Raw genomic sequence first — 23,692 nt, forward strand, 5'->3', positions numbered from 1 at the left:
CTCAGACCCGGCCGAGCGCGAAGCCGCGCGCGATGTAGTTGCGGACGAACCAGATCACCAGCGCACCCGGAATGATGGTGAGCACGCCGGCGGCCGCGAGCAGGCCCCAATCCATGCCGGCCGCCGACACCGTGCGCGTCATGATCGCGGCGATCGGCTTGGCATGCACCGACGTCAGCGTGCGCGCGAGCAGGAGCTCGACCCAGGAGAACATGAAGCAGAAGAAGGCGGCGACACCGATGCCGCTCGCGATCAACGGCACCAGGATCTTGATGAAGAAGCGCGGGAAAGAATAGCCGTCGAGGAAGGCGGTTTCGTCGATCTCGCGCGGCACGCCGGAGACGAAGCCTTCGAGGATCCACACCGCCAGCGGCACGTTGAAGATGCAGTGCGCGAGCGCAACGGCCCACGGCGTATCGAACAGCCCGATCGCCGAATAAAGGTTGAAGAACGGCAGCGCATAAACCGCGGCCGGCGCCATGCGGTTCGACAAGAGCCAGAAGAACAGGTGCTTGTCGCCGAGGAAGCGGTAGCGCGAGAAGGCGTAGGCCGCGGGCAGCGCCACCGAGATCGAGATGACGGTGTTGAGGATGACGTATTGGAGCGAGTTGATGTAGCCGGAATACCAGCTCTCGTCGGTGAAGATGCGCTTGTAGTGCTGCAGCGTCGGGGTGTGCGGCCACAGCGTCATCGTCGAAACGATCTCGCTGTTGGTCTTGAAGCTCATGTTGACGAGCCAGTAGATCGGCAGCAGCAGGAAGATCAGGAACAGCCCCATGATGAGGCGGCGGCCGGGGATCGAATGCATCAGGCCACTCCTTCCTTTGGCTTGAGCGCGGGCACGGTGTTGAGCGCGGCCGCAGGCTTCGGCTCCGCCGCCGGTTCACTTTCCGCCTGAACCTTCCGTTCGACACCGGCATTGGTCATGACGGTGTAGAAGATCCAGCAGACGATCAGGATGATGAGGTTGTAGACCAGCGACAGCGCGGCGGCCTTGCCGAGATCGAACTGGCCGAGTGCGATCTTGACGAGCTCGATCGACACGAAGGTCGTCGAGTTGCCGGGTCCGCCGCCGGTGACGACGAACGGCTCTGTGTAGATCATAAAGCTGTCCATGAAGCGGAGCAGAACGGCGATCAGCAGCACGCGATTCATCTTCGGCAGCTGGATCGCCTTGAACACGGCCCAGCGCGAGGCGCCGTCGATCTGCGCGGCCTGGTAATAGGCCTCGGGAATCGACTTCAGGCCGGCGTAGCAGAGCAGCGCGACGAGACTGGTCCAGTGCCAGACGTCCATCACGATGACGGTGACCCAGGCATCGAACTCGTTGGCGACGTAGTTGTAGTCGATGCCGATGGCGTTGAGGGTATAGCCGAGCAGGCCGATGTCGGGCCGGCCGAAAATCTGCCAGATCGTGCCGACCACGTTCCAGGGAATCAGCAGCGGTAGCGCGAGGATGATCAGGCAGGCTGCAACCGTCCAGCCCTCGCGCGGCATCGACAGCGCGACGACGATGCCGAGCGGCACCTCGATCGCGAGGATCACCAGCGAGAAGAACAGGTTGCGACCGAGCGAGGCGAGAAAACGGCCGCCGAGATCGGTCGAGGGATCGAGCAATTCCTTGAACCAGCCGACGCCGTTCCAGAAGAACTGGTTGTTGCCGAAGGTGTCCTGCATCGAATAGTTCACCACCGTCATCAGCGGCAGCACCGCCGAGAAGGCGACCACCAGGAACACCGGCAGCACCAGGAACCAGGCTTTTTGGTTGATGGTCTTGTCCATCAGGCGGCTCCCTCCACCAGAAGGCTGTCGGCATAGACGTGGACGTGCGACGGATCGAATTTCAGTCCGGCCATGCCATCCGAACTGGCGAAGCCCGCCGGCGCGCGCGCTGCGAGCTTGGCGTCGCCGAAGCGCGCGCGCGCAAAACGGATGCGGCCGAGATCGTCGAGGCGCTCGATCTTCGCCGTGAGCAGGCCGGGCGCTGGCGCGACGACCTCGACGAATTCGGGTCGGACGCCGATCTCGATCTTCGCGCCGGCCGGCAGGTTGTCGTAAGCGCGGTTGAGCGCGATGACGTTGCCGCCGACCCTGGCCTCGCGTCCCCTCACCTCGGCCGGCAGGATGTTCATGCCGGGCGAGCCGATGAAATAGCCAACGAAGGTATGCGCCGGCTTGTCGAACAGCTCGGCCGGCGTGCCGCTCTGCACCACGCGGCCGTCATGCATGACGACGACGGTGTCGGCAAAGGTCAGCGCCTCGGTCTGGTCGTGGGTGACGTAGATCATGGTGAGGTCGAGCTCGCGATGCAGCGCCTTCAGCTTGGAGCGCAGCTGCCATTTCAGCTCAGGATCGATCACCGTCAGCGGCTCGTCGAACAGCACGGCGGCGACGTCGGAACGGACAAGGCCGCGGCCGAGCGAGATCTTCTGCTTGGCGTCGGCGGTCAGCCGCGTCGCCTTGCGGTTCAGATAGGGCTCGAGGTCGAGCAGGCGGCCGATCTCGGCCACGCGCTTGTCGATCTCGGCCTTCGGCACGCCGCGATTCTTCAGCGGAAACGCCAGGTTCTGCCCCACCGTCATGGTGTCGTAGATCACCGGAAACTGGAACACCTGGGCGATGTTGCGCTTCTGGGTTGACAGCGGTGTGATGTCCTTGCCGTCGAACAGGATTTTCCCCCGCGACGGGGTGATGATCCCGGAGATGACGTTGAGCAGCGTGGTCTTGCCGCAGCCGCTCGGCCCGAGCAGCGCATAGGCGCCGCCCTGCCGCCAGGTCATCGTCACCGGCTTCAGCGCGAAAGTCTCCTGCGGCGCGTTGTTGCCAGCGTAGGAATGGGCGAGATCAACGAGGTCAATGCGGGCCATGGCGCACTCCTCAGGAGCTCGGTGCTGCGACGAGGCGATCCGCCGCGTCGAACACGAAGACATCGTTGGGATCGAGCACGGCGTCGAGCGTCTGGCCGGGCTCGAACTCGTGCACGCCATGCAGCACCGCCACCCAGTTCGATCCGTCGCGGGTCAGATGCACGAAACTCTCCGAACCGGTGATCTCGGTCACCGTGACAGTGGCGTGGAACGCATGGCGGTCGGCCTCGCCATTGGCGAGTGCCAGCTGATGCGCGCGGAAGCCGACACGATAGGCCCCGTCGGCGAGGCCGGAATAGAGACCGGAGGCCGGCGAAGCCGTGCCGCCGGCATATTGCACGGAGCCGTTCTTCTTCTCGATGCCGACGAGGTTGAGCGGCGGATCGGAAAACACCTGCGCGACGCGCAGCGTCTGCGGCCGGCGATAGACACTGGTCGTCTCGCCCATCTGCAGCGCCTGGCCTTCCCACATGCAGACCGTGTTGCCGCCGAGCAGCAGCGCCTCGGTCGGCTCGGTGGTGGCATAGACGAAGATCGCACCCGAGGCCTCGAAGATGCGCGGCAGCTCGGCGCGCAGCTCCTCGCGGAGCTTGTAGTCGAGATTGGCGAGCGGTTCGTCGAGCAGCACGAGATCGGCGCCCTTGACCAGGGCGCGCGCGATCGCGGTGCGCTGCTGCTGGCCGCCGGAAAGTTGCAGCGGGGTGCGCTTCAGGAACGGCTCGAGCCGCAGCAGCTTTGCGGCCTCCGCCACCCGCGCCTCGATCTCGCTGCGGGGCTTGCCCTGCACGCGCAGGGGCGAAGCGATGTTCTCATAGACCGTGAGCGAGGGGTAATTGATGAACTGCTGGTAGACCATGGCGACCGAACGCTGACGCACGTCGGCGCCGGTGACGTCCTTGCCGTTCACCACCACCTTGCCCGTGGTCGGCTTGTCGAGACCGGCGAGCAACCGCATGATCGAGGTCTTGCCCGATAGCGTCGGCCCGAGCAGCACGTTCAGCGTGCCGCTCTCGAACGTCAGCGAGACATCGCGGATGTGGGGAATTCCATCGACGGTCCGGGTCACGCGGTCGAGTGTCACGGTCATGAGCGTCCTCCCGCTTCCAGCAGGGGACTTTGCGGCACGGCGTGGGTCCTGATCCAGTCGTCAAGCGCGGCGATCTCGTCGGCAGATAGTCGCAGGCCGAGCTTGGAACGGCGCCAGACCACGTCCTCGGCGGTCACGGCCCATTCATTGGCCATGAGGTAGCGAACCTCGCGCTCGGTCAGCGTCGCGCCAAAGGACTGGCCGAGATCGGCCGCCGATTTCGCGTCGCCGAGCAGCTTGACGGCCATCGTGCCATAGGCGCGCGCGAGCCGCCGCGCATGCTCGTGGCTGAGGAAGGGATAGCCACGCTGGAGCTCGGCGATCAGCCCGTCGATATCGGACACGTTCATGTCACCGCCGGGCAGCGGCCATTTGCCGGTCCAGCCCTCGCGCGCCTTCGCGCTGCGCAAGTAAGGCGCGAGCCGCTCCAGCGCCTCTTCGGCGAGGCGGCGATAGGTCGTGATCTTGCCGCCATAGATCGACAGCAGCGGCACCCCGCCGGGCGTGTCGAGCTCGAACACATAGTCGCGCGTCGCGGCCTTGGCTTCGCTGGCACCGTCGTCATAGAGCGGGCGCACGCCGGAATAGGTCCAGACCACGTCATCCGGCCTTACCGGCTTGGCCAGATATTCGCTCGCCGCCGTGCAGAGATACTGAATCTCCTCGGTCGTCGCCTTCACCTTGGCGGGATCGCCGTCATAGTCGCGGTCTGTGGTGCCGATCAGCGTGAAATCATCCTGATAGGGGATCACGAAGATGATGCGGCCGTCGGCATTCTGGAACATGTAGGCGCGGTCGTGGTCGTAGAGCTTCCTGACAACGATGTGCGAGCCTTGCACCAGGCGCACCTTGGCCTTGGCGTTGACGCCGGCGCCGCGGCCGAGCACGTCCTCGACCCAGGGGCCGCCGGCATTGATCAGCGCCTTGGCCTGGATCTGCGAGCGCTCGCCGGTCAGCGTGTTGACCATGCCGACGGTCCAGAGGCCGCCGGACTGGCGGATCTCGGTGGCGCGGGTGCGGGTGCGAATCTCGGCGCCCTTGTCGGCAGCATCGCGCGCATTGAGCACGACGAGACGGGCGTCATCGACGAAGCAATCCGAATATTCGAAGGCGCGGCTGTAGCGATTCGGGATCAGCGGCTTGCCGACCTCGTCACGCCCGAGATCGACCGAGCGGGTCGCCGGCAACAGATGGCGGCCGCCAATGTGGTCGTAGAGGAAGAGGCCGAGGCGCAGCAGCCAGGCCGGCCGCAGGCCGGCATGATGCGGCAGAACGAAACGTAGCGGGCGGATGATGTGGGGGGCGATGCCCCAGAGAACCTCGCGCTCGATCAGCGCCTCCCGGACCAGGCGAAACTCGTAATATTCGAGATAGCGCAGGCCGCCGTGCACAAGCTTGGTCGACCAGGACGATGTCCCGCTCGCCAAATCGTTCATTTCGCACAGGAAAACGGTATTGCCGCGGCCTACCGCGTCGCGCGCGATGCCGCAGCCGTTAACACCGCCTCCAATGATGGCGAGATCGAAAATACGCTCCAACAGACGCATCCCCCGGCGACCGCCCGTTCCTTCGAGCGGCTACTTTCGCTTTTGATTAGATCATACCGGAAAACGAAAGCAAGATGAAAGAGAAGCGAAAGGAAGCGAAAGCAGACATTTTTCCACGGCATGACGGCGTAAAAATCGGCAGCAAAACCGACAGATTTTAAGGCACCCGGCTCCATCGAGGCGCACGGAACCCGTTTCCCCGCACTCTCTCCATGCCAAGAGCTTGCATGTAGCAACATATCTACATATGCTTACGAGCGATGTGGCGCTGCGACCAATGAGACGCTGACGATGGTGACCACCCTAACCAGCCGAGAGTTCAATCAGGATACGAGCGGCGCCAAGAAGGCGGCGTCGAAGGGGCCTGTCTTCATCACCGATCGTGGCCGCCCGGCCCATGTCCTGCTGACAATCGAAGACTATCTACGCCTGAGCGGCGGGCACATGAGCCTCGCCGAAGCTCTGGCACAAGCGAATGCGGCGTTCGATTTCGATCCACCTCGCATCGCCGGCGGAATCTCCAGGCCCGCCGATCTCGACTGATGTTTCTGCTGGACACCAATGTCATTTCCGAACTGAGGCGGCCGGACAAGGCCGATCGCAAGGTCCTCGCTTGGGCCAATGCGCTGCCCGCGGCAAATTTCTTCATATCCGCCATCTCGATCCTTGAAATTGAACTTGGCGCACGACTGATCCAGCGCAAGGACGCGGCGCAAGGTGCCGTCCTGCGCGCCTGGATCGACGATCACATTCTGGTCCACTTCGAGGGGCGAATCCTGGCGATTGATACGGCTGTGGCGCAGCGTTGCGCGCAATTGCACGTTCCCAACCCGAGGGCTGAGCGCGATTCACTTATTGCAGCAACCGCGCTTGTTCACGGCCTGACCGTCGCCACGCGTAATGTGGGGGATTTCGAACCAACTGGCGTGGCACTGCTTAACCCATGGAGCAGTCCGTAAGCCTCAGCGCAGCCGCACCACCGGCGCGGCTTCAGGCACCGCATCCTGGGCGTCGGCCGGCGCATCGTCGATGTCCGCGTCCTTCGGCATCGCCGCGACCACTTCGATGCCCTTGCTGTGGCAGATGGTGGCGAGGCGCTCGGGAAGCTCCTGATCAGTGACGAAGGTCTGGATCTGCGTGATATGGGCGATGCGCACCGGCGCGCTGCGACGCAGCTTGGTGGAATCGGCGACCAGCATGACGCTGCGGGCGTTGGCGATGATGGCCTGCGCGACCTGGACCTCGCGATAGTCGAAGTCGAGCAGCGCGCCCTCCTCGTCGATCGCGGACGCGCCGATGATGGCGTAGTCGACCTTGAACTGGCCGATCAGCTGCGTCGCGGTCGAGCCGACCACCGCGCCGTCGGCGCGCCGGACCGTGCCGCCGGCCACGACCACCTCGATGCGGGGATGGCGGTAGAGCAGCATCGCGACATTGAGATTGTTGGTGATGACGAGGAGATCCTCGTGCGAGGTCAACGCGCTCGCGACCTCCTCCGTCGTGGTGCCGATATTGATGAAGAGCGAGCAGCCGTTCGGGATCAGCGAGGCGGCTGCAGCTCCGATCGCCTTCTTCTCGTCGGCGGCGACGAAGCGCCGCGCCTCATAGGCGAGATTCTCGACGCCGGAGGCGATGATGGCGCCGCCATGGATGCGGGTGAGCGATCTGCGCTCGCAGAGATCGTTGAGATCCTTCCGGATGGTCTGCGCCGAGACCTCGAAGCGGCGCGCGAGCTCCTCCACCATGACGCGGCCCGAGGCGCGCGCGATGTTGAGGATTTCGGCTTGGCGATGGGTCAGTCCGGTCACGGCAAGGGCCTCAAATCAGGAAGCTGCATGGTGCGGCGGTTCGCAGCTGCGGTCAATGCGCGCGCCGATCACGGTTAACGGATGAGGCGGAGCTCACCACGCCATCGCGGCGGCAAGGCGCGCGAGCAGATCCGGGTCGTCGAAGGCGCTTGCAGAGGCAACGGCCCCGGCACCGACAAGATCGTCATGACTGAGGCTGGTCCGGATTCCGATCGTCGGAATGCCGGCGGCGGCGGCCGATTGCACGCCGGAGCGGGAATCCTCGAACGCTATCGAGGATTCGGCACTGGCCCCGACGAAGCGCAACCCTTCCTGATAGGGCAGCGGATGCGGTTTGCCGTAGGGCAGCTCGTCGCCGATCACGATGGCCTTGAACCGCTCGGCGATGCCGAGGCCCGACAGCAGCAGCTCGGCGTTGAGACGCGGCGCATTGGTCACGGCAACCATGGGAACGCCGGCCGCGTCCGCGCGGTCGAGCAGCGCCAACAGCCCCGGCAACGGTTCGACCTGTCCGGCCACGAGCGTGCGGAAGATCTCTTCTTTCTCGGCGAGAATCGCGGCGCGCCGCGCCGGCGTTTCGTCGGGCAGAAAGCGGTCGCCGATCGACACATTGGCGAAACCCTGCAGCTCCCTGGAGAATCGCGCGTGGTCGAACACATGGCCGCGCGGCCCCAGCACCTGGTTGAAGGCCTTGAGATGCAGCGGGTCGGTGTTGGCGAGCGTGCCGTCGATGTCGAACAACAATGCCCTGCCGATTGCCTCGATCATTTCCCTACTTTCCCAAATCCGCGACGCATCAATGCGGAAGACGTATCAATACGGGTTCGAACGCGCAATGACGCATCGACATGACGACAATGCACCACTCGACAAAGCCGGGCGCGGCTGCAACACTCCTTGCAAGATCAAAAAGGAGGAAACGATGATCAACCGACGCGACCTTGCTCTTTCGGCTCTCGCGGTCTCCGCGCTTGCGCTCGCGGCACCGGCGCTCGCCGCCTCGGCAGACGAAGAGGCGGTGGCGAAAAAGGTCGAGGCCTTCCGTCTCGCCCAGATCGCGGCCGACCCGAAGGCGCTCGCGGGGCTGTGCTGGGACGATCTCAGTTACAGCCATTCCAGCGGCAAGGTCGAGGACAAGGCGACCTTCATCGCCAACGCCACCGACGGCAAGTCGAAGTTCCTCTCGATCGAATACAAGGACCCCACCCTCAAGATCGTCGGCCCCGCCGCCATCGTGCGCTTCCATTGGCTCGGCGAGCAGGAAATGGCGGCCGACGGGAAGAAAGTGTCGACCAATCTTCACATCCTGATGAACTGGCAGAAGCAAGGCGACGAGTGGAAGCTTCTGTCGCGGGCGGCGACAAAGCTGTGATGAATGGCGTCATTCCGGGACGCGCCGAAAGGCGCGGGCCCGGAATCCATTGGTCGGCAATTTCTGCAGCATGATAGATTCCGGGTTCGCGCTTCGCGCGCCCCGGAATGACCGGCAGGCGCCTACGCCGCCTCCTTCACGTCGCCGTTCACCAGCTTGCGCGCAGCGCGCTCGGCTTCGCGGGCGTTGCGAAAGAGCTGGCCTTCGAGACGGTTGAAGCGGTGCGATGAGGCGAAGAAGCAGTAGCCTCCCTGAGAACGAACGACGATACCTGCGGTCTGCGAATCGACTTCGATAATGTAGCTGTCCGGCATGGTCCGTGGTTTCCTCAGTGCGGGCAAATAACGGTGCTCCTGCCCAATGGTTCCCAGGCATTTGAGGCCGTTTCCACCCCGAATCGACACGCAATGGAGTACGCTGGGACCTCATCCGTTTTATGACTGGTTCTTGACTGGTTCTTGGCGAAGCCGCGACGAAGATGACCTGCTGGCGCCGCGTTTGGCGGCGGGGCACACATTCGCGAGATGAGGCAGCGCGTCGCGCGCGATTACGTCGCGATCGTCGTCTCGGTCGCGCGGACCGCTTGCGGACGGCCGTGCTCGTCGATCGAGACATAGGTAAAATTGCCGTCGGTGACGAGGAACGGATGCTCCTCGCCGCGACGCAGCGCCCAGGCTTCCAGATGCACGGTGAGGGAGGTCCGTCCGACGCGGACGAGATTGGCATAGACCGAGACGAGATCGCCGACATAGACCGCCTTGCGAAAATTCATCGCCTCGATCGCGACTGTCACGGTACGCGACTTCGCGACCTTCGAGGCAAACACGCCGCCGCCGACGTCCATCTGGCTCAGCAGCCAGCCGCCGAAGATATCACCATTGGCATTGGTGTCGGCCGGCATCGCCAGCGTGCGGATGCAGAGATCGCCGCGCGGCACGGTATTCGGCTGTTCGTTCATGTCTCTCTCACTTGAAACTGTCCCAGCCCGGATCGGGCGCGAACCGCTGGCCGAACCTTTCGGCGAGCCCGCGCAAGGCGGATACGACATTCTCCACACCACGGGTGCGCGCATAGTTCAGCGGACCGCCACGGAACGGTGCATAACCCGTGCCGAAGATCATGGCACCGTCGACCGCGTCGGCGTCGTCGACGATGCCTTCGCGAAGCGCAGCAACGCAGACGTTGGACATCGGCAGCACCAGGCGGTCGATCATCTGGTCGGTGACGCGCGGACCGGTCTCGGGGAGCGGCGCCTTTTCCGCCTTGCCATCCTTCCAGGTGTAGAAGCCCTTGCCGGTCTTGCGGCCGAGCTCGCCCCTGGCGACCTTGTCGCGCAGCCAGGCCGGCGTCGGCGGCAAGAGATCGCCGAACTTGGTGCGCAGCATGTCGCCGACGTCGAGGCAGATGTCGAGCCCGACCTGGTCGGCGAGCTCGATCGGCCCCATCGGCATGCCGAACTGCTCGGCCGCGGCGTCGATCAGGCGCTGGTCGATCTTCTCGTCCAGCATCACCATGGCTTCCAGCATGTAGGGCGTCAGCGCCCGGTTGACGAGGAAGCCGGGCGAGCTCTTCACAGGCAACGGCAGGCGGTCGATCGCACCGACGAAGGCGAGCGCGTCCTTCAATACCTGCGCGTCGTTGCCGTCGTGACTGACGACTTCGACTAATTGGAGCCGCGACACCGGATTGAAGAAGTGCAAACCGACCAGCCGCTCCGGCCGCGCCAGTGTGGTGCGCAGGTCCTGAAGCGGAATGCTCGACGTGTTGGTGGCAAGGATCGCACTCGGCTTCATCCGCGGCTCGAGCCCCGCATAGACCTTCTGCTTGAGCTCGAGCTTTTCCGGGACCGCCTCGATGATGAGATCGGCGTTGCGGACGCTCTCCCCGTCCATGTCGGGGATGAGGCGATCGAGTGCGTCGCGTACCTCGATCGGCTGGCGGATGATCTTGCCGTAAAGCTCGGCGGCGCGCTTCACCGCGCCCGCGATCGGCTCGGCCTTCATGTCGGCGAGCGAGACGCGCAGCCCCTGCCCCGCTACCCAAGCCGCGATATCGCCGCCCATGGCGCCGGCGCCGATGACGTGGACATGCTTGATGGTGTTGCCGGAGCCTGCCGCCTTCTTCATCTGCTCGCGCAGGAAGAACACGCGGATCAGGTTCTGCGCGGTCGGCGTCACCATCAGCCTGGCGAAGGACGCCTGCTCTGCCTTCAGCATCGCGGCCTTGCTGCCGCCATGGCTCTCCCAGAGGTCGATCAGTGCATAAGGCGCGGGATAGTGCTCGCGGGAAGCGGCCTTTGCCGCCTCGGAGCGCATGCGCTTTGCCAGGAGCCCGCGCACTGGGCCGAGTTTGGCGGCGCGCGTCAGAAGACCTGGACGCGCGCGCTTCAGGCGTCCGAACAGCGCATCCTTCACCGCGCCCGAGACATGACGCTCCTGCGTGACGGCGTCGACGAGGCCGAGCGACTTGGCGCGGCGCGCATCGATGGTGCGGCCGGTCAGCATCAAGGCCATCGATTGGGTCGGATTGACCAGCGCCGTGAACCGCGCGGTGCCGCCGAGGCCGGGGTGCAGACCGAGCAACACCTCCGGGAAGCCGAAGCGCGCGCCGTCGATCGCGATGCGCGATTGGCAGGCCAGCGCAACCTCGAGCCCCCCGCCGAGGCAGAAGCCGTGGATCACCGCGACCGTCGGCAGCTTCAACGCCTCCAGATGATCGACCACAGCGTGCGCGGCGCGGATACGGCTCTCGACCATGCCGGGGTCGGAGGCACCGCGGAATTCGTTGACGTCGGCGCCGGCAATGAAGCCCGACGATTTTGCGGAGCGGATCACGAGGCCGGCCGGACGCTCGGTCTCGATCGCCGCGAGCACCGCGTCGAACTCCTCCATGACGTCGGAGGACAGCGTGTTGGCACTTGCGTCAGTGCGGTCGAACAGCAGCCAGGCGACGCCGTCGGCGTCGCGCGTCAGCTTGAAGTGCTTGTACGGGCTGTCCGGCGCGGGCTGGGGCCCGAGCGTCAGGACGCGACCGGCGAGTGCGGTCATGATCTTGGAATCCATGGTCACACCGCCTCGATCAGCATGGCCCCGCCGAGCCCGCCACCGATGCATTCGGTGGCGACGCCGCGCCGCGTACCAAGCCGCTTCATCGCGTTGACGAGATGCAGCACGATGCGGTTGCCGGACGTGCCGACGGGATGACCGAGCGAGATCGCCCCGCCATCGACGTTGAGCTTGTCGCGGTCGATCTCACCGGCCGCGCCGTCGAGTCCAAGGATTTCGCGGCAGAATTTGTCGTCGTTCCAGGCCGCGAGACAGCCGAGCACCTGGGTGGCAAAGGCCTCGTTGAGCTCCCAGGTCTCGACATCCTTGATGGTGAGGCCATTGCGTTGCAGCAGCGGCGTCACTGACATCACCGGACCGAGCCCCATGATGCCAGGATCGAGCGCGGCCCAATGGCTGTCGACGATCGCGGCTTTCGGCGTGAGCTTGTACTTTGCCACCGCCGCGTCGGAGGCGAGGATCACCCAGGAGGCGCCGTCCGTGATCTGCGAGGAATTGCCGGCCGTGACCTGGCCCCACGGCCGCTCGAACACCGGCCGGAGTTTCGCGAGCGTCTCCGTCGTGGAGTCTGGCCGCACGCCATCGTCATGGTCGAAGAACTTGCCGTCGCGCGCGAACGCTGTCTCGACCTCGCCCTTGAGAAACCCAGCACCTTGCGCATGCGCGAGCCGGCGATGGCTCTCGGCTGCGTAGGCATCGGATTGTGCGCGCGTAATGCCGAAGAGATGGCCGACGACCTCGGCGGTCTGGCCCATGTTCAGATCGGTGATCGGATCGGTCAGCCCGCGCTCCAGGCCGATGATCGGCTTGAGATCGCGCGGGCGGAGCCTGAAGGCCGCGGCGAGCTTCGCGGCGACGCCCCTGGCGGTGGCAAGGCCGGCGAACCAGCGCACGCCGGAATTGGGCCAGACCAGCGGCGCGTGGCTCAGCGCCTCGGTCCCCCCGGCGAGGATCATGTCGGCATGGCCTTCGCGAATGTACCGGTAGGCGGTGTCGATCGACTGCATGCCCGAGCCGCAATTGATCTGCACGGTGAAAGCGACCATGTCCTCGCCCATGCCGAGCCGGAGCGCGGCGACCCGGGCCGGGTTCATCTCGTCGGCGATGACGTTGACGCAGCCGAGAATGACCTGGTCGAAGCTATCGGGCGCAAACGGCTGACGCGCCAGCAGCGGCCGGCCGCATTGCACGGCGAGATCGACCGGCGTGAACGGTCCGGGCCCCGAGCGCGCCTTCAGGAACGGCGTCCGGCTGCCGTCGATAATGAATACCGGTCGTGCCATCAGCCCGCCGCCCTCTGTTCACCGAGTTCCTGGAAGAACTGATGCACATTGACGGTTTTCTTGTAAATCGGCGACAGCGCCTCCGGCGCAAAATCGTCGACTTCGATCACTTTTGTGACGGCTTCATGAGCAGCGGCCAGTTGCTCGCCCTCGGCCTGCGTGATCACGCCCTTGGCGACGGCATCCTTCCAGTCGCGGATATGAGCGGCGCGCATGCGCTTGGCGATAGCCTCAGTGCCGGTGACCAATTTGAAAGCACGCTCCAGCCGGGCAAAGCCGCCGTCGTCATCGACATGAGCCAGATCCGGCGTGAGGCGGTCGCGCGCGGCAGAGGGCTCCAGCACGATGCTTGCGCACTGATGCACGACGCGGTCGGACGGGCCGAGCACGCGGGCGCCGAACGGCTGGACCACGAGCTTGAGAAACATTGCGACGAAGCGGTTGGGCAGATTGGCGAGGATTTCGGCGAGCCGGTTCTCGATCGTCCTGAAGCCGCTCGCCATGCACCATTCCAGAGCGGCAAAGTCCTCCTTCTGCCGACCCTCATCCTGCCAGCGCTTCAGCGCGGCGGAGAGCAGATACAGCTCGGACAGGATGTCCCCGAAGCGCGCCGACAGCATCTCCTTGCGCTTGAGCGCGCCGCCGAGCGTCAGCAGCGCCATGTCGGCGCAGAGCGCAAACGCCGCCGAATAGCGCGAGAGCTGCCGATAGAACGGCGTGGCGTCGCCCGCATCCGGCGCAAGCGCGAAGGCGCCAAACGTCCAGCTCCGGCCGAAGGCACGAAACAGTGTCTGAAAACTGTGGCCGACATGCTTCCAGAAGGCTTTGTCGAACGCGGTGAGACCACGCTCGCGGTCGGTATCGGCGAGTGCATTCATCTCGTCGAGCAGATAGGGATGCGCGCGGATCGCGCCCTGCCCGAACACGATGAGATTGCGCGTCAGGATGTTGGCACCCTCGACCGTAATCCCGACCGGAACGGCGCGGTGCAGATTGCCGAGATAGTTTTGCGGGCCGTCGATCACGGCCTTGCCGCCGTGGATGTCCATGGCATCGTCGATCGCGGTGCGCATCCGTTCGGTCGCATGCAGCTTCATGATGCCGGAGATGACGGCGGGATGGACGCCGGCATTCAGCGCCGCGCAGGTCAGCCGGCGCGCCGCATCGAGTTGGTAGGCGGTCGCGACGATGCGCGCGAGCGGCTCTTCGACGCCTTCGAATTTCGAAATGGAGATGCCGAACTGCTCGCGGATGCGGGCGTAGGCGCCGGTGGTGCGCGCCGCATAGGCGGCCCCCGCGGCAGAGAGCGACGGCAGCGAGATGCCGCGGCCGGCGGCAAGCGCGGTCATCAGCATCTTCCAGCCCTGCCCGAGCCGCTCCTTGCCGCCGATGACATAGTCGAGCGGAATGAAAACGTCGCGGCCCCGGTTTGGGCCGTTCTGGAACACCTGCATCGACGGCAGATGGCGCTGGCCGATCTCGACGCCGGGCAGATCGGTCGGGATCAGCGCGACGGTGATGCCGAGCTCTTCCTGAGGGCCGACGAGATGATCAGGATCATAGGCCTTGAAGGCAAGGCCGAGCAGCGTCGCGACCGGGCCGAGCGTGATGTAGCGCTTGTGCCAGTTGAGCCTGAGCCCGACGACCTCGCGGCCCTCGAACTCGCCCTTGCAGATGATGCCGCTGTCGACCATCGAGGCGGCATCGGAGCCTGCCTCCGGACTGGTGAGGCCGAAGCAGGGAATGTCGCGGCCGTCGGCGAGCCGCGGCAGCCAGCGCTCCTGCTGCTCTGTGGTGCCAAAGCGCATCAGGAGCTCGCCGGGGCCGAGCGAGTTCGGCACCATCACCGTGACCGCGGCTGCGATTGAGCGGGTCGAGATCTTGCGCACCACCTCGGAATGGGCATAGGGGGAGAAGCCGAGGCCACCGAACTCCTTCGGGATGATCATGCCGAAGAATTTCTCGCGCTTGACGAAGTGCCAGACGTCCTGCGGCAGGTCCCGCCATTCCCAAAAGATCTTCCACTCGTCGAGCATGGCGCAGAGCTCGTCGACGGGTCCGTTGAGAAAGGCCCGCTCCTCCTCGGTCAATTTGGCTGGCGCAATTTTCAGCAGCTTCGACCAATCGGGATCGCCGGTGAAGAGATCGGCGTCCCACCAGACATCGCCCGGCTCCAGCGCCTCGCGCTCGGTGTCGGACATCGCCGGCAGCACGCCGCGCGCCCAGGAAAAGATCGGCTTTGTCAGGGTGTCGCGGCGGAAGCTCATGGCTGACCTCATGCATCGGCGCGGTTCGCGGGTATTTTAGCGGAAAGTGGGTGGCGGATGTGAAGACTTCGGCTGCGATATTGACGCGGCCGGGCGGCCCCGGACCATAACGGCCAGGGTGCTGGGGCGGTTCCGGAGGGGCAATGGGGAGATATCATTCCGGGGCACGCGAAGCGTGAGCCCGGAATCCATCGTGCGGCAGCGTCGGCGGATGAATGGATTCCGGGCTCGACGCTACGCGTCGCCCGGAATGACATGTGGAGAGAGAAGCGCCGGCCTAATCTGGCCGGATCATCTCGAACATGTTTTCCGGCTTGATCTCGAAATAATCGCCGCGGCGGCCGGCGCGGACGATCGGGCGAGCAGCGGCGGTCTGGTAGACGCCGTCCTTGATCATGGCCTTGTCGATGTGCACGGCGACGACCTCCCCTAACGTCAGCCAGGCGTCGGCCTCTTTGCCATCGGCGCCCTTGAGGCGGACGATGTCCGACACCTTGCATTCGAAGGCGACCGGACTTTCGCCGACGCGCGGCACGTTGACGAGCTTGCCGGGCACGGCGGTGAGCCCCGCAAGCTTGAACTCGTCGACCTCGGGCGCGACATGCGCGGCGGTCGCGTTCATGTGCTTGGCGAGGTCCATCGTGGTGAGATTCCAGACGAACTCGCGGGTCTGCTCCATGTTCGACACCGTGTCCTTCCAGTTGGTGGAGGAGAAGCCGATGATCGGCGGCACGTAGCAGAAGGCGTTGAAGAAGCTGTAGGGCGCGAGGTTGACGTGGCCCTTGCTATCGCGAGAGGAGATCCAGCCGATCGGCCGCGGCGCGATGATGGCGTTGAAGGGATCGTGCTTGAGGCCGTGGCCCTTGGAGGGCTCGTAGAAGTACAGATCTTTGTCGGTCACGCGGGTGCTTCCTTTTCGTCATTGCGAGCGCAGCGAAGCAATCCAGAATCCCTCCGCGGAGACAGTCTGGATTGCTTCGCTGCGCTCGCAATGAGGAGTTTGTTGGTCCGTCCTGTCCGCCTCCAGCCGGTCAGCCCGGGGCGGCCGGCTGCTTATAGAAGGAAACCCGCCGCCTCGTCAGTGGCGCGGCGACAGACCCGCGATGACGAAATCGATCATCTGGTCGATGGTCGGGCCCGGCTTGGTGGCGCACTGGGCGATCATCTGGGGGTGGAAGAACCGCATCATCGCGGTGCAGGCGCACAGCGAGGCCAGCTGGAGGTCGGGAGCCTCGAACTCGCCAGAGGCGACGCCTTGCGCGATCATCTGGCCGACCACGCCGGCGATACACTCCATATGATTGACGCAGACCTCCCAATCCTCCTGCATCGCGATCTCGACCATCTCGTGCAGCTTGTTGTCGCCGACATAGCGCTCGGTGTTCATGCGATGGATGGTGGTGAGCAGCTCGCGGAAGCGCTCCGGCACCGGGCCCGGCCTTGCCACGATCCGCTGCGCCTCGAGCTCGACCTCGCCCATGAGCGAGCGGGCCACCGCCTGATGGATCGCCTTCTTCGATTCGAAGAAGCGATACACGTTGGCGGGGCTCATCCTGAGCTCCTTGGCGATGTCGCCGACCGTGGTCTTCTGGTAGCCGATCTGGCGGAACAGCCGCTCGGCCACCTCGAGGATACGATCCCGGGTGTCGCCTTCGATATGTTCCGAAATAAGGGCCATCAGTCAGGACTCATCGATCAGCACTTCATCTCACTTATTCAGCCGCTTCAGCAAGCGGAATTGCTGGATGGTCATCGCTGCCATGCTGCGGCGCGGCAGGCTGCTCGGGGTTACCCGCCTCGTCCAGGCTCTTCCTGAACCACAGCGCATAGAGGCCCGGCAGGTACAAGAGGGTGAGGAAGGTCGCAACGAACAGGCCGCCCATGATGGTGATCGCCATCGGGCCCCAGAACGCCGAGCGCGACAGCGGGATCATGGCAAGGATGGCGGCGAGCGCCGTCAGCACCACCGGACGGGCGCGGCGGACGGTGGCCTCCACGATCGCCTCGCGCCGGGTCAGGCCGTGGGAGACGTCGGTCTCGATCTGGTCGACCAGGATGACCGTGTTGCGCATGATCATGCCGGCGAGCGCGATCAGGCCGAGCAGCGCCACGAAGCCGAACGGGGCATTGGCGACGTTGAGGCCGAGCGAGGCGCCGACGATGCCGAGCGGCGCGGTCAGGAACACCAGGATCAGGCGCGAGAAGCTCTGCAGCTGGATCATCAGCAGCGTCAGCATCACCATGACCATCACCGGGAAGAGGATGAAGATCGAGGCGTTGCCCTTGGCGGATTCCTCGAACGCGCCGCCCGCCTCGATGCGGTAGGCCGGCTCGAGGTGGTCAATGATCGGCTTGAGCTTCGGCGTGATCTGGCTGGTGACATCAGGGGCCTGCACGCCATCGACGACGTCGGAGCGCACGGTGATGGCCATGTCGCGGTTGCGCCGCCACATAATCGGGTCCTCGTGGGCGTACTCGATCTTGGCAATCTGCTGGAGCGGCACAGCGACGCCGTTCCGCGAGGTGATGGTGAGATCGCCGACTGAGCCGAGGTCGAGACGCTCGGACGAGACGGCGCGGGCGACCACGGCCACCTTCTCGATGCCGTCGCGGATGGTCGTGACCTGCGCGCCGGAGATCAGCATCGCCAGCGCCTGTGAAACGTCCTGCGGCGTCAGGCCCATGGCACGGGCGCGGTCCTGGTCGACGACGAGCTTGAGGTAAGGCGACTGCTCGTTCCAGTCGAGCTGGACGTCCTTGACGCTCTTGTTCTGCCGCATGACGTCGCGGACCTGATAGGCGATCTCGCGCACCGTATTGGCGTCGGGCCCGATCACGCGGAACTGGACGGGGAAGCCGACCGGAGGACCGAAATTGAAGCGGTCGACGCGGACGCGCGCCTCGGTCAGCATGCCGTCGGCGACCGCGTTCTCGATCTTGGCCTTGATGCGCTCGCGCGCCTCGACCCCCTTGGCGACGATGACGATCTCGGCAAAGGCCTCGTTCGGCAGCTGCGGATTGAGGCCGAGCCAGAAACGCGGCGAGCCCTGGCCGACATAGGACGTATAGGTCTCGATGTCCTTGTCGTCCTTGAGCAGCGTCTCGGCCTTCTTCACCGTTTTTTCGGTGACGTTGAAGGCGGTGCCCTCGGGCAGGCGGAGCTGGAGGAACAGCTCGGGCCGCTCCGACAGCGGGAAGAATTGCTGCTGGACCTGGCCGAACCCGACGATCGAGGCGATGAAGACGCCGACGGTCGCGGCCACCACGGTGATGCGGTGGTTGACGCACCATTGCACCATGGCGCGCAGGCCGCGGTACATGCGGGTCTCGTAGACCGCGTGCGGATCGTGGTTGTGGTGCGCCTTCATGTCAGGCAGCAACATGACGCCGATATAGGGCGTGAAGATCACCGCGACGAACCAGGAGGCGACCAGCGCGATCGCCACGATCCAGAAGATGCTGCCGGCATATTCGCCGACCGCGGAATTGGCAAAGCCGATGGGGAGGAAGCCAGCGGCCGTGACCAGCGTTCCCGTGAGCATCGGAAACGCAGTTGATTCCCAGGCAAAGGACGCCGCGCGCATGCGGTCCCAGCCCTGCTCCATCTTCACCACCATCATCTCGACCGCGATGATGGCGTCGTCGACGAGCAGGCCGAGCGCGATGATCAGCGCGCCGAGCGTGATGCGATGCAGGTCGAGCGACATCGTGTTCATGACGATGAAGACGATGCCGAGCACCAAGGGCACCGACAGCGCGACCACGATGCCGGTGCGCCAGCCGAGCGCCAGGAACGAGACGAACAGCACGATGACGAGCGCTTCCATGAAGGAGTGCACGAACTCGCCGACGGCGTGCTCGACCACCTTGGGCTGGTCGGCGATCAGCTTGACGTCGATGCCCTGCGGCACCGCCTTCATGAAGTCAGCCGTCGCCTTCTCGACCTCCTTGCCGAGCTCGAGGATATTGGCGCCCTTGGCGGTGACGACGCCGACGCCGATCGCCGCCTTGCCTTCCTGGCGGACGACGAAGCTCGGCGGATCGACGTAGCCATGCGTGACAGTGGCGATATCACCCAGGCGGAACACGCGGCCATTGCTCTCGACCGGCGTCTCGGCAACCGCCTTGACGCCGTCGAGCGCGCCGGTGACACGCAGCGGCACGCGCTGCGAGGAGGTCTCGACCGTGCCGGCCGGCGTCACGTTGTTCTGCTTGGCGAGCGAATCGAACAGCGCCTGCGGCGTGATGCCGAGGGTGGCGAGCTTGGCATGGCTGAACTCGACGAAGATGCGCTCGTCCTGGTTGCCGTAGACGTCGACCTTGGTCACGCCAGGCACCTTGAGCAGGCGCTGACGGAAGCCTTCCGAGACCTTCTTGAGCTGGGCGTAATCGGCGCCGTCGCCGGTCATCATGTAGAGGATGGAATCGACGTCGGAGAACTCGTCGTTGACGACAGGTCCCAGAATGCCCGACGGCAGCTGGCCCTGCACGTCGACCAGCTTCTTGCGCAGCAGATAGAACAGATAAGGCACCTCCTTCGGCGGCGTGTTGTCGCGGAAGGTGACCTGGAGCGCGGTGAAGGCGGGCTTGGAATAGGTCTGCACCTTCTCGAAATAGGGCAGCTCCTGGATCTTCTTCTCGATGGGATCGGCGACCTGGGTCTGCATCTCCTGCGCGGTCGCGCCCGGCCAGATCACGGAGACGTTGACCACCTTCACCGTGAAGAACGGATCCTCGGCGCGTCCGAGCTTCTCATAGGAGAAGAAGCCGGCGACGCCGAGAATGATCATGAGGAAGAGAACCAGCGTCGGATGGCTGACGGCCCAGGCCGAAAGGTTGAAGCGCTTCATCGCTCTCTCCGAAAAGACGATCCAATTGCCAAAGACACGACAGCCACTCTGTTCAACCCATCATCGCGAGGCAGCGAAGCAATCCAGGGGGCTGGGCAGGTTCTGGATCGCTTCGCCGCTTCAGCCCAAGCATTTGCGCCGGGGCCGAAACTCGCCTTGCAACGAGGAACTCGATTTCTCCAGTCATTCCGGGGCGCCCGCAGGGCGAACCCGGAATCTCGAGATTCCGGGTCTGGTCCTTCGGACCATCCCGGAATGACGGGAATTAGAAAGTCAGTGACGACACGACCCGCACCCTCTGGCCCGGATCGAGCTTCTGCACACCGAGGGCAACGATCTTGGCGCCCTCTTCGACGCCGCCGGTGATGACGACGTCGTTGCTCTCGTAGGACTTCACCGTCACCGGCTTCAAGGTGAGCGCGCCGTTGTCGTCGACGACGTAAAAGGACGGCTTGCCGCCTTCGTTGAACAGCGCCGACAGTGGCAGTCGCGCGACGCGCTCGGTCGCGGCATCCGACAGTGTCAGCGTCGCGGTCATGCCGAGCGAGACCTTGTCGTCGGCCTCGGGCAGCGAGAATTTCGCAAGATAGGTGCGCGTGGCCGGATCGGCCGTCGGCGCGATCTCGCGCAGCTTGGCCGTGTACTTCTTGCCCGGCTCGGACCAAAGAGTGACGCTGGCGGCGCCCGACTTGGCACGTCCGACCAGCGTCTCAGGGATCGCGACGACCGCTTCCTTCTCGGCAAAGCGGGCGACACGGATCGAAGCCTGGCCCGCGGCGACCACCTGGCCGGGCTCGATCAGCGTTGCGGTGACGACGCCACGGGCATCGGCAACGAGCGTCGCGTAGGAAAGGGAGTTCTTGGTCAGTTCGACCGAGCGCTCGGCGCGGTTCAGGCGGGCGCGGGCTTCGTCCGCCGCAGCGCGGCTCGAATCCATCTGCGCGTCCGTCGTCCAGCCCTTCGCCTTCAAATCCTTGGCGCGCTGCTCGGCAGCGGCAGCCTGGGCCAGCACGCCGGTCGCAGCCGTCTGTTCGGCAACCGCCTGCTCGGCCTGGAGCTTCAAATCGACCTCGTCGAGGGTGGCGAGCGGCTGGCCGATTTCGACGGTCTGCCCGACTTCCACGAGGCGCCTGGCGACCTTGCCGGCGACGCGGAAGCCGAGGTCACTCTCGATCCGGGGCCTGATGGTGCCGACGAAGCTCCGCTCCGGCGTCTCGGCATCATAATGCGCGGTTGCGACCAGAACCGGCCGCGGCGGCTCGGCCTTCTCGGCGACGGTGTCATTGCACCCGGCCAGGGTCGCGGCCATCAGGGCCAGCGACGCCCCTGCCAACAGCCTGGAATAGCTCGATAAAACCGACCGGACGAACATCGAAGGACACTCCTGCATCTCGAATGAGAGGAATATCGACTAATCACTGATGAAAGTCAATAATCGTCAGTCATCAGAAATCCGTGATCGTTAGAGATGGTGAGGATGGGAATGGCGGAATGGCGGGGCTCTAAGGGTGCTATTGTAGGGTAGGCAAAGCGGCAGCGTGCCCACCAACCTGGCCAGCGTAGGGAAAGATGGTGGGCACAGCGCGCAAGGGCGCGCCTTGCCCACCCTACAAGACTAATGCCCTACCCGCTCCTGCCCGGCGAACTCGTGCTTGCTGTCGTGGCCGCCGACGAAGACCAAAATACCGGCAAGCAGCGGCAGCACGGCGAGCACGAGCAGGCCGGTCGAGGTCTGGCCCGTGGCTTCCTTGACCCAGCCGATCAGATACGGCCCGCCGAAGCCGGCAAGGTTGCCGATCGAGTTGATCAGGGCGATGGCGCCAGCGGCCGCGGTGCCGGAGAGCCAGGCGGTCGGCAGGGTCCAGAACACGCCGAAGCAGCAGAACACGCCAATGGCCGCGATCGTCAGCACCACCATCGTCAGGGCGGGATCGGAAAGAGAGGAGGACACGCCGAGTGCGACCGCCGTCAGCAGCAGCGGCGCGCCGACATGCATGACGCGTTCGCGCGTCGCATCGGAGTGCCGCGCCCACAGGATCATGGCGATGGTGCCGAACAGATAGGGAATCGCAGTGACGAAGCCGGTCTGGGTGTTGGTCAGCCCGAACGCCTTGACGATCTGCGGCAGCCAGAACTGCATGCCGTAGAGCGCCCCGACGAAGCCGAAATAGATCAGGCTGAGCGCAATCACCTTGGGCGAGGACAGCGCTTCGCCGAGCGAGACATGCTTCACCGCCTGCTTGGCAGCAATCTCCGAATCGAGCTTCGCCTTGAGCCAGGCCTTTTGCTCGGCCGAGAGCCAGTCCGCCTTCTCCGGCCTGTCGGTGAGATAGAACCAGGTGACGATGCCGAGCAGCACGGAGGGGATGCCCTCGATGATGAACAGCCACTGCCAGCCCTTCAGGCCCATCCAGCCGTCGAGCCCGAGCAGCAGGCCTGAGATCGGCGCACCGATCACGGTCGAGACCGGCACCGCGATGGCGAAGGCCGCGAGGAAGCGGGCACGATATTCGGCCGGATACCAGTAGGTGAGATAGAGGATGATGCCGGGGAAGAAGCCGGCCTCGGCGACGCCGAGCAGGAAGCGTAGGACGTAGAAGCTCGTCACGCCGCTGACCATCGCCATCAGCGCCGAGATGATGCCCCAAGTCACCATGATGCGGGCGATCCAGCGGCTGGCGCCGAATTTCTCCAGCGCCAGATTGCTCGGCACCTCGAAGATGAAATAGCCGATGAAGAAGATGCCGGCGCCCCAGGAGAAGATCAACGGCGTGAACTTCAGGTCGGCATTCATGGTCAGAGCTGCGAAGCCGAGATTGACGCGGTCGAGATAGGAGAAGAAGTAGGCCAGCACCAGGAAGGGAATCAGGCGCCAGGAGATGGCGCGAATGGTCGAGGTTTCGATCTCCGACTTGATGGCTCCGGCGGAACCGGCATAGGTGGTCTGGCTCATGTCATCTTCCCGGGGTTGTTGCTTTTTTTCGGGTCAGCGGCCGTTTTCAGCATCGCGGGCAAAGAGTCAATGGAGCGAGCAATGCACGGGACGCAGCCGGATCAAGCCATTGCGCCGATGCAGAAGGGCGATGATCCGCGCCGCTCTCGCCCTGATCGTCATCGCCTGCGGACTTTCCTTGCGCTGGTACGGCTTTCCGCTCGGGCTGCCTGCGTTCGTGGTGAAGTATGGCGGCTCGCTGCTATGGGCGACCATGGTGCTTCTGCTGGTCGGAGCTTTGCTGCCACGACTGACGCGTGCGCAGATCGCGGCGATTGCGGTAGCGATCGCGGCGGCGGTCGAATTCTCCCGGCTGGTGCACACGCCATGGCTCGATGCGTTCCGGCTGACGACGGCCGGCGCGCTGCTGCTGGGGCGCATCTTCTCGCTGTGGAATCTGGTGGCGTATGCTGTGGGGATTGCGTTCGGCATCTGGATCGATCGGCTCGCCACGACGCACGCTCTCGTGTGGTGGGCAAAGCGAAACGCGCCCACCACAAGCAGATGGTGGGCACGGCGCTAACGCGCCTTTGCCCACCCTACGAGACCGATGC

21 protein-coding genes are annotated in these 23,692 nt (G+C 64.7%); 4 read left to right on the forward strand and 17 right to left on the reverse strand.

Translation table 11 applies throughout. The features are described 5' to 3' along the window. Window position 1 precedes the first annotated feature (1 nt). From D6B98_RS29275 to glpD, 5 genes are read right to left on the reverse strand one after another with little or no spacing between them, the layout of a single operon-like run. Complete coding sequence (locus tag D6B98_RS29275; RefSeq protein WP_126260500.1) at window positions 2-808, reverse strand: carbohydrate ABC transporter permease; 807 nt, start codon at window positions 806-808, stop codon at window positions 2-4. Beyond that, complete coding sequence (locus tag D6B98_RS29280) at window positions 808-1,782, reverse strand: carbohydrate ABC transporter permease (RefSeq protein ID WP_126260501.1); 975 nt, start codon at window positions 1,780-1,782, stop codon at window positions 808-810. The genes D6B98_RS29275 and D6B98_RS29280 overlap by 1 nt, the downstream gene beginning before the upstream one ends. After that, window positions 1,782-2,867, reverse strand: a complete 1,086-nt coding sequence (locus tag D6B98_RS29285) for an ABC transporter ATP-binding protein (RefSeq protein WP_126260502.1) — start codon at window positions 2,865-2,867, stop codon at window positions 1,782-1,784. The genes D6B98_RS29280 and D6B98_RS29285 overlap by 1 nt, the downstream gene beginning before the upstream one ends. Before the next feature lie 10 nt (window positions 2,868-2,877). Further along, window positions 2,878-3,954, reverse strand: a complete 1,077-nt coding sequence (locus D6B98_RS29290) for an ABC transporter ATP-binding protein (RefSeq protein WP_126260503.1) — start codon at window positions 3,952-3,954, stop codon at window positions 2,878-2,880. Continuing rightward, window positions 3,951-5,501: a glycerol-3-phosphate dehydrogenase gene (glpD, locus tag D6B98_RS29295; RefSeq protein ID WP_126260504.1), complete on the reverse strand. Its 1,551-nt coding sequence runs from the start codon at window positions 5,499-5,501 to the stop codon at window positions 3,951-3,953. Before glpD ends, D6B98_RS29290 begins: the two co-directional genes overlap by 4 nt. A gap of 291 nt (window positions 5,502-5,792) precedes the next feature. Between glpD and D6B98_RS29300 the strand changes: the two genes are divergently transcribed. Together D6B98_RS29300 and D6B98_RS29305 are read left to right on the forward strand one after the other, a co-directional pair. Next, window positions 5,793-6,044, forward strand: a complete 252-nt coding sequence (locus tag D6B98_RS29300; RefSeq protein ID WP_126260505.1) for a type II toxin-antitoxin system prevent-host-death family antitoxin — start codon at window positions 5,793-5,795, stop codon at window positions 6,042-6,044. After that, a complete protein-coding gene (locus D6B98_RS29305; protein ID WP_126260506.1) occupies window positions 6,044-6,460 on the forward strand; it encodes a type II toxin-antitoxin system VapC family toxin in 417 nt (138 codons plus the stop codon). Before D6B98_RS29300 ends, D6B98_RS29305 begins: the two co-directional genes overlap by 1 nt. 3 nt (window positions 6,461-6,463) lie before the next feature. Here the strand turns inward: D6B98_RS29305 and D6B98_RS29310 are convergent, their stop codons facing one another. After that, window positions 6,464-7,309: a DeoR/GlpR family DNA-binding transcription regulator gene (locus D6B98_RS29310; RefSeq protein ID WP_126260507.1), complete on the reverse strand. Its 846-nt coding sequence runs from the start codon at window positions 7,307-7,309 to the stop codon at window positions 6,464-6,466. A gap of 93 nt (window positions 7,310-7,402) precedes the next feature. Beyond that, a complete protein-coding gene (locus tag D6B98_RS29315; protein ID WP_126260508.1) occupies window positions 7,403-8,077 on the reverse strand; it encodes an HAD family hydrolase in 675 nt (224 codons plus the stop codon). Between the two features lie 154 nt (window positions 8,078-8,231). Between D6B98_RS29315 and D6B98_RS29320 the strand changes: the two genes are divergently transcribed. Further along, entirely contained in the window at window positions 8,232-8,681 is a 450-nt protein-coding gene (locus tag D6B98_RS29320) for a nuclear transport factor 2 family protein (RefSeq protein WP_126260509.1), read from the forward strand. Between the two features lie 122 nt (window positions 8,682-8,803). Here D6B98_RS29320 and D6B98_RS29325 read toward each other — a convergent pair whose 3' ends face one another. From D6B98_RS29325 to D6B98_RS29370, 10 genes are all read right to left on the reverse strand, one after another. After that, a complete protein-coding gene (locus tag D6B98_RS29325; protein ID WP_028134810.1) occupies window positions 8,804-8,995 on the reverse strand; it encodes a hypothetical protein in 192 nt (63 codons plus the stop codon). A gap of 233 nt (window positions 8,996-9,228) precedes the next feature. Then, window positions 9,229-9,639, reverse strand: a complete 411-nt coding sequence (locus tag D6B98_RS29330; RefSeq protein WP_126260510.1) for an acyl-CoA thioesterase — start codon at window positions 9,637-9,639, stop codon at window positions 9,229-9,231. A gap of 7 nt (window positions 9,640-9,646) precedes the next feature. Beyond that, on the reverse strand, window positions 9,647-11,743 hold the full coding sequence (locus D6B98_RS29335) for a 3-hydroxyacyl-CoA dehydrogenase NAD-binding domain-containing protein (protein ID WP_164718939.1): 2,097 nt from the start codon (window positions 11,741-11,743) through the stop codon (window positions 9,647-9,649). A 2-nt stretch (window positions 11,744-11,745) separates the two neighbouring features. Next, on the reverse strand, window positions 11,746-13,029 hold the full coding sequence (locus tag D6B98_RS29340; protein ID WP_126260512.1) for an acetyl-CoA C-acetyltransferase: 1,284 nt from the start codon (window positions 13,027-13,029) through the stop codon (window positions 11,746-11,748). After that, a complete protein-coding gene (locus tag D6B98_RS29345) occupies window positions 13,029-15,296 on the reverse strand; it encodes an acyl-CoA dehydrogenase (protein WP_164718940.1) in 2,268 nt (755 codons plus the stop codon). The genes D6B98_RS29340 and D6B98_RS29345 overlap by 1 nt, the downstream gene beginning before the upstream one ends. A gap of 277 nt (window positions 15,297-15,573) precedes the next feature. After that, on the reverse strand, window positions 15,574-16,197 hold the full coding sequence (locus D6B98_RS29350; protein WP_126260514.1) for a flavin reductase family protein: 624 nt from the start codon (window positions 16,195-16,197) through the stop codon (window positions 15,574-15,576). Window positions 16,198-16,374: 177 nt separating this feature from the next. Continuing rightward, complete coding sequence (locus D6B98_RS29355) at window positions 16,375-16,974, reverse strand: TetR/AcrR family transcriptional regulator (protein ID WP_126260515.1); 600 nt, start codon at window positions 16,972-16,974, stop codon at window positions 16,375-16,377. Between the two features lie 34 nt (window positions 16,975-17,008). Further along, window positions 17,009-20,146: an efflux RND transporter permease subunit gene (locus tag D6B98_RS29360; RefSeq protein ID WP_126260516.1), complete on the reverse strand. Its 3,138-nt coding sequence runs from the start codon at window positions 20,144-20,146 to the stop codon at window positions 17,009-17,011. 265 nt (window positions 20,147-20,411) lie between these two features. Then, a complete protein-coding gene (locus D6B98_RS29365; protein ID WP_126260517.1) occupies window positions 20,412-21,518 on the reverse strand; it encodes an efflux RND transporter periplasmic adaptor subunit in 1,107 nt (368 codons plus the stop codon). Between the two features lie 243 nt (window positions 21,519-21,761). Next, a complete protein-coding gene (locus tag D6B98_RS29370; protein WP_126260518.1) occupies window positions 21,762-23,099 on the reverse strand; it encodes an MFS transporter in 1,338 nt (445 codons plus the stop codon). 130 nt (window positions 23,100-23,229) lie between these two features. Here D6B98_RS29370 and D6B98_RS29375 point away from each other — a divergent pair, with 130 nt between their 5' ends. Beyond that, entirely contained in the window at window positions 23,230-23,661 is a 432-nt protein-coding gene (locus D6B98_RS29375; RefSeq protein ID WP_126260519.1) for a ribosomal maturation YjgA family protein, read from the forward strand. Window positions 23,662-23,692: the final 31 nt, after the last annotated feature.

The organism is Bradyrhizobium sp. LVM 105, from assembly GCF_003957705.1.
Taxonomy (GTDB): domain Bacteria; phylum Pseudomonadota; class Alphaproteobacteria; order Rhizobiales; family Xanthobacteraceae; genus Bradyrhizobium; species Bradyrhizobium frederickii.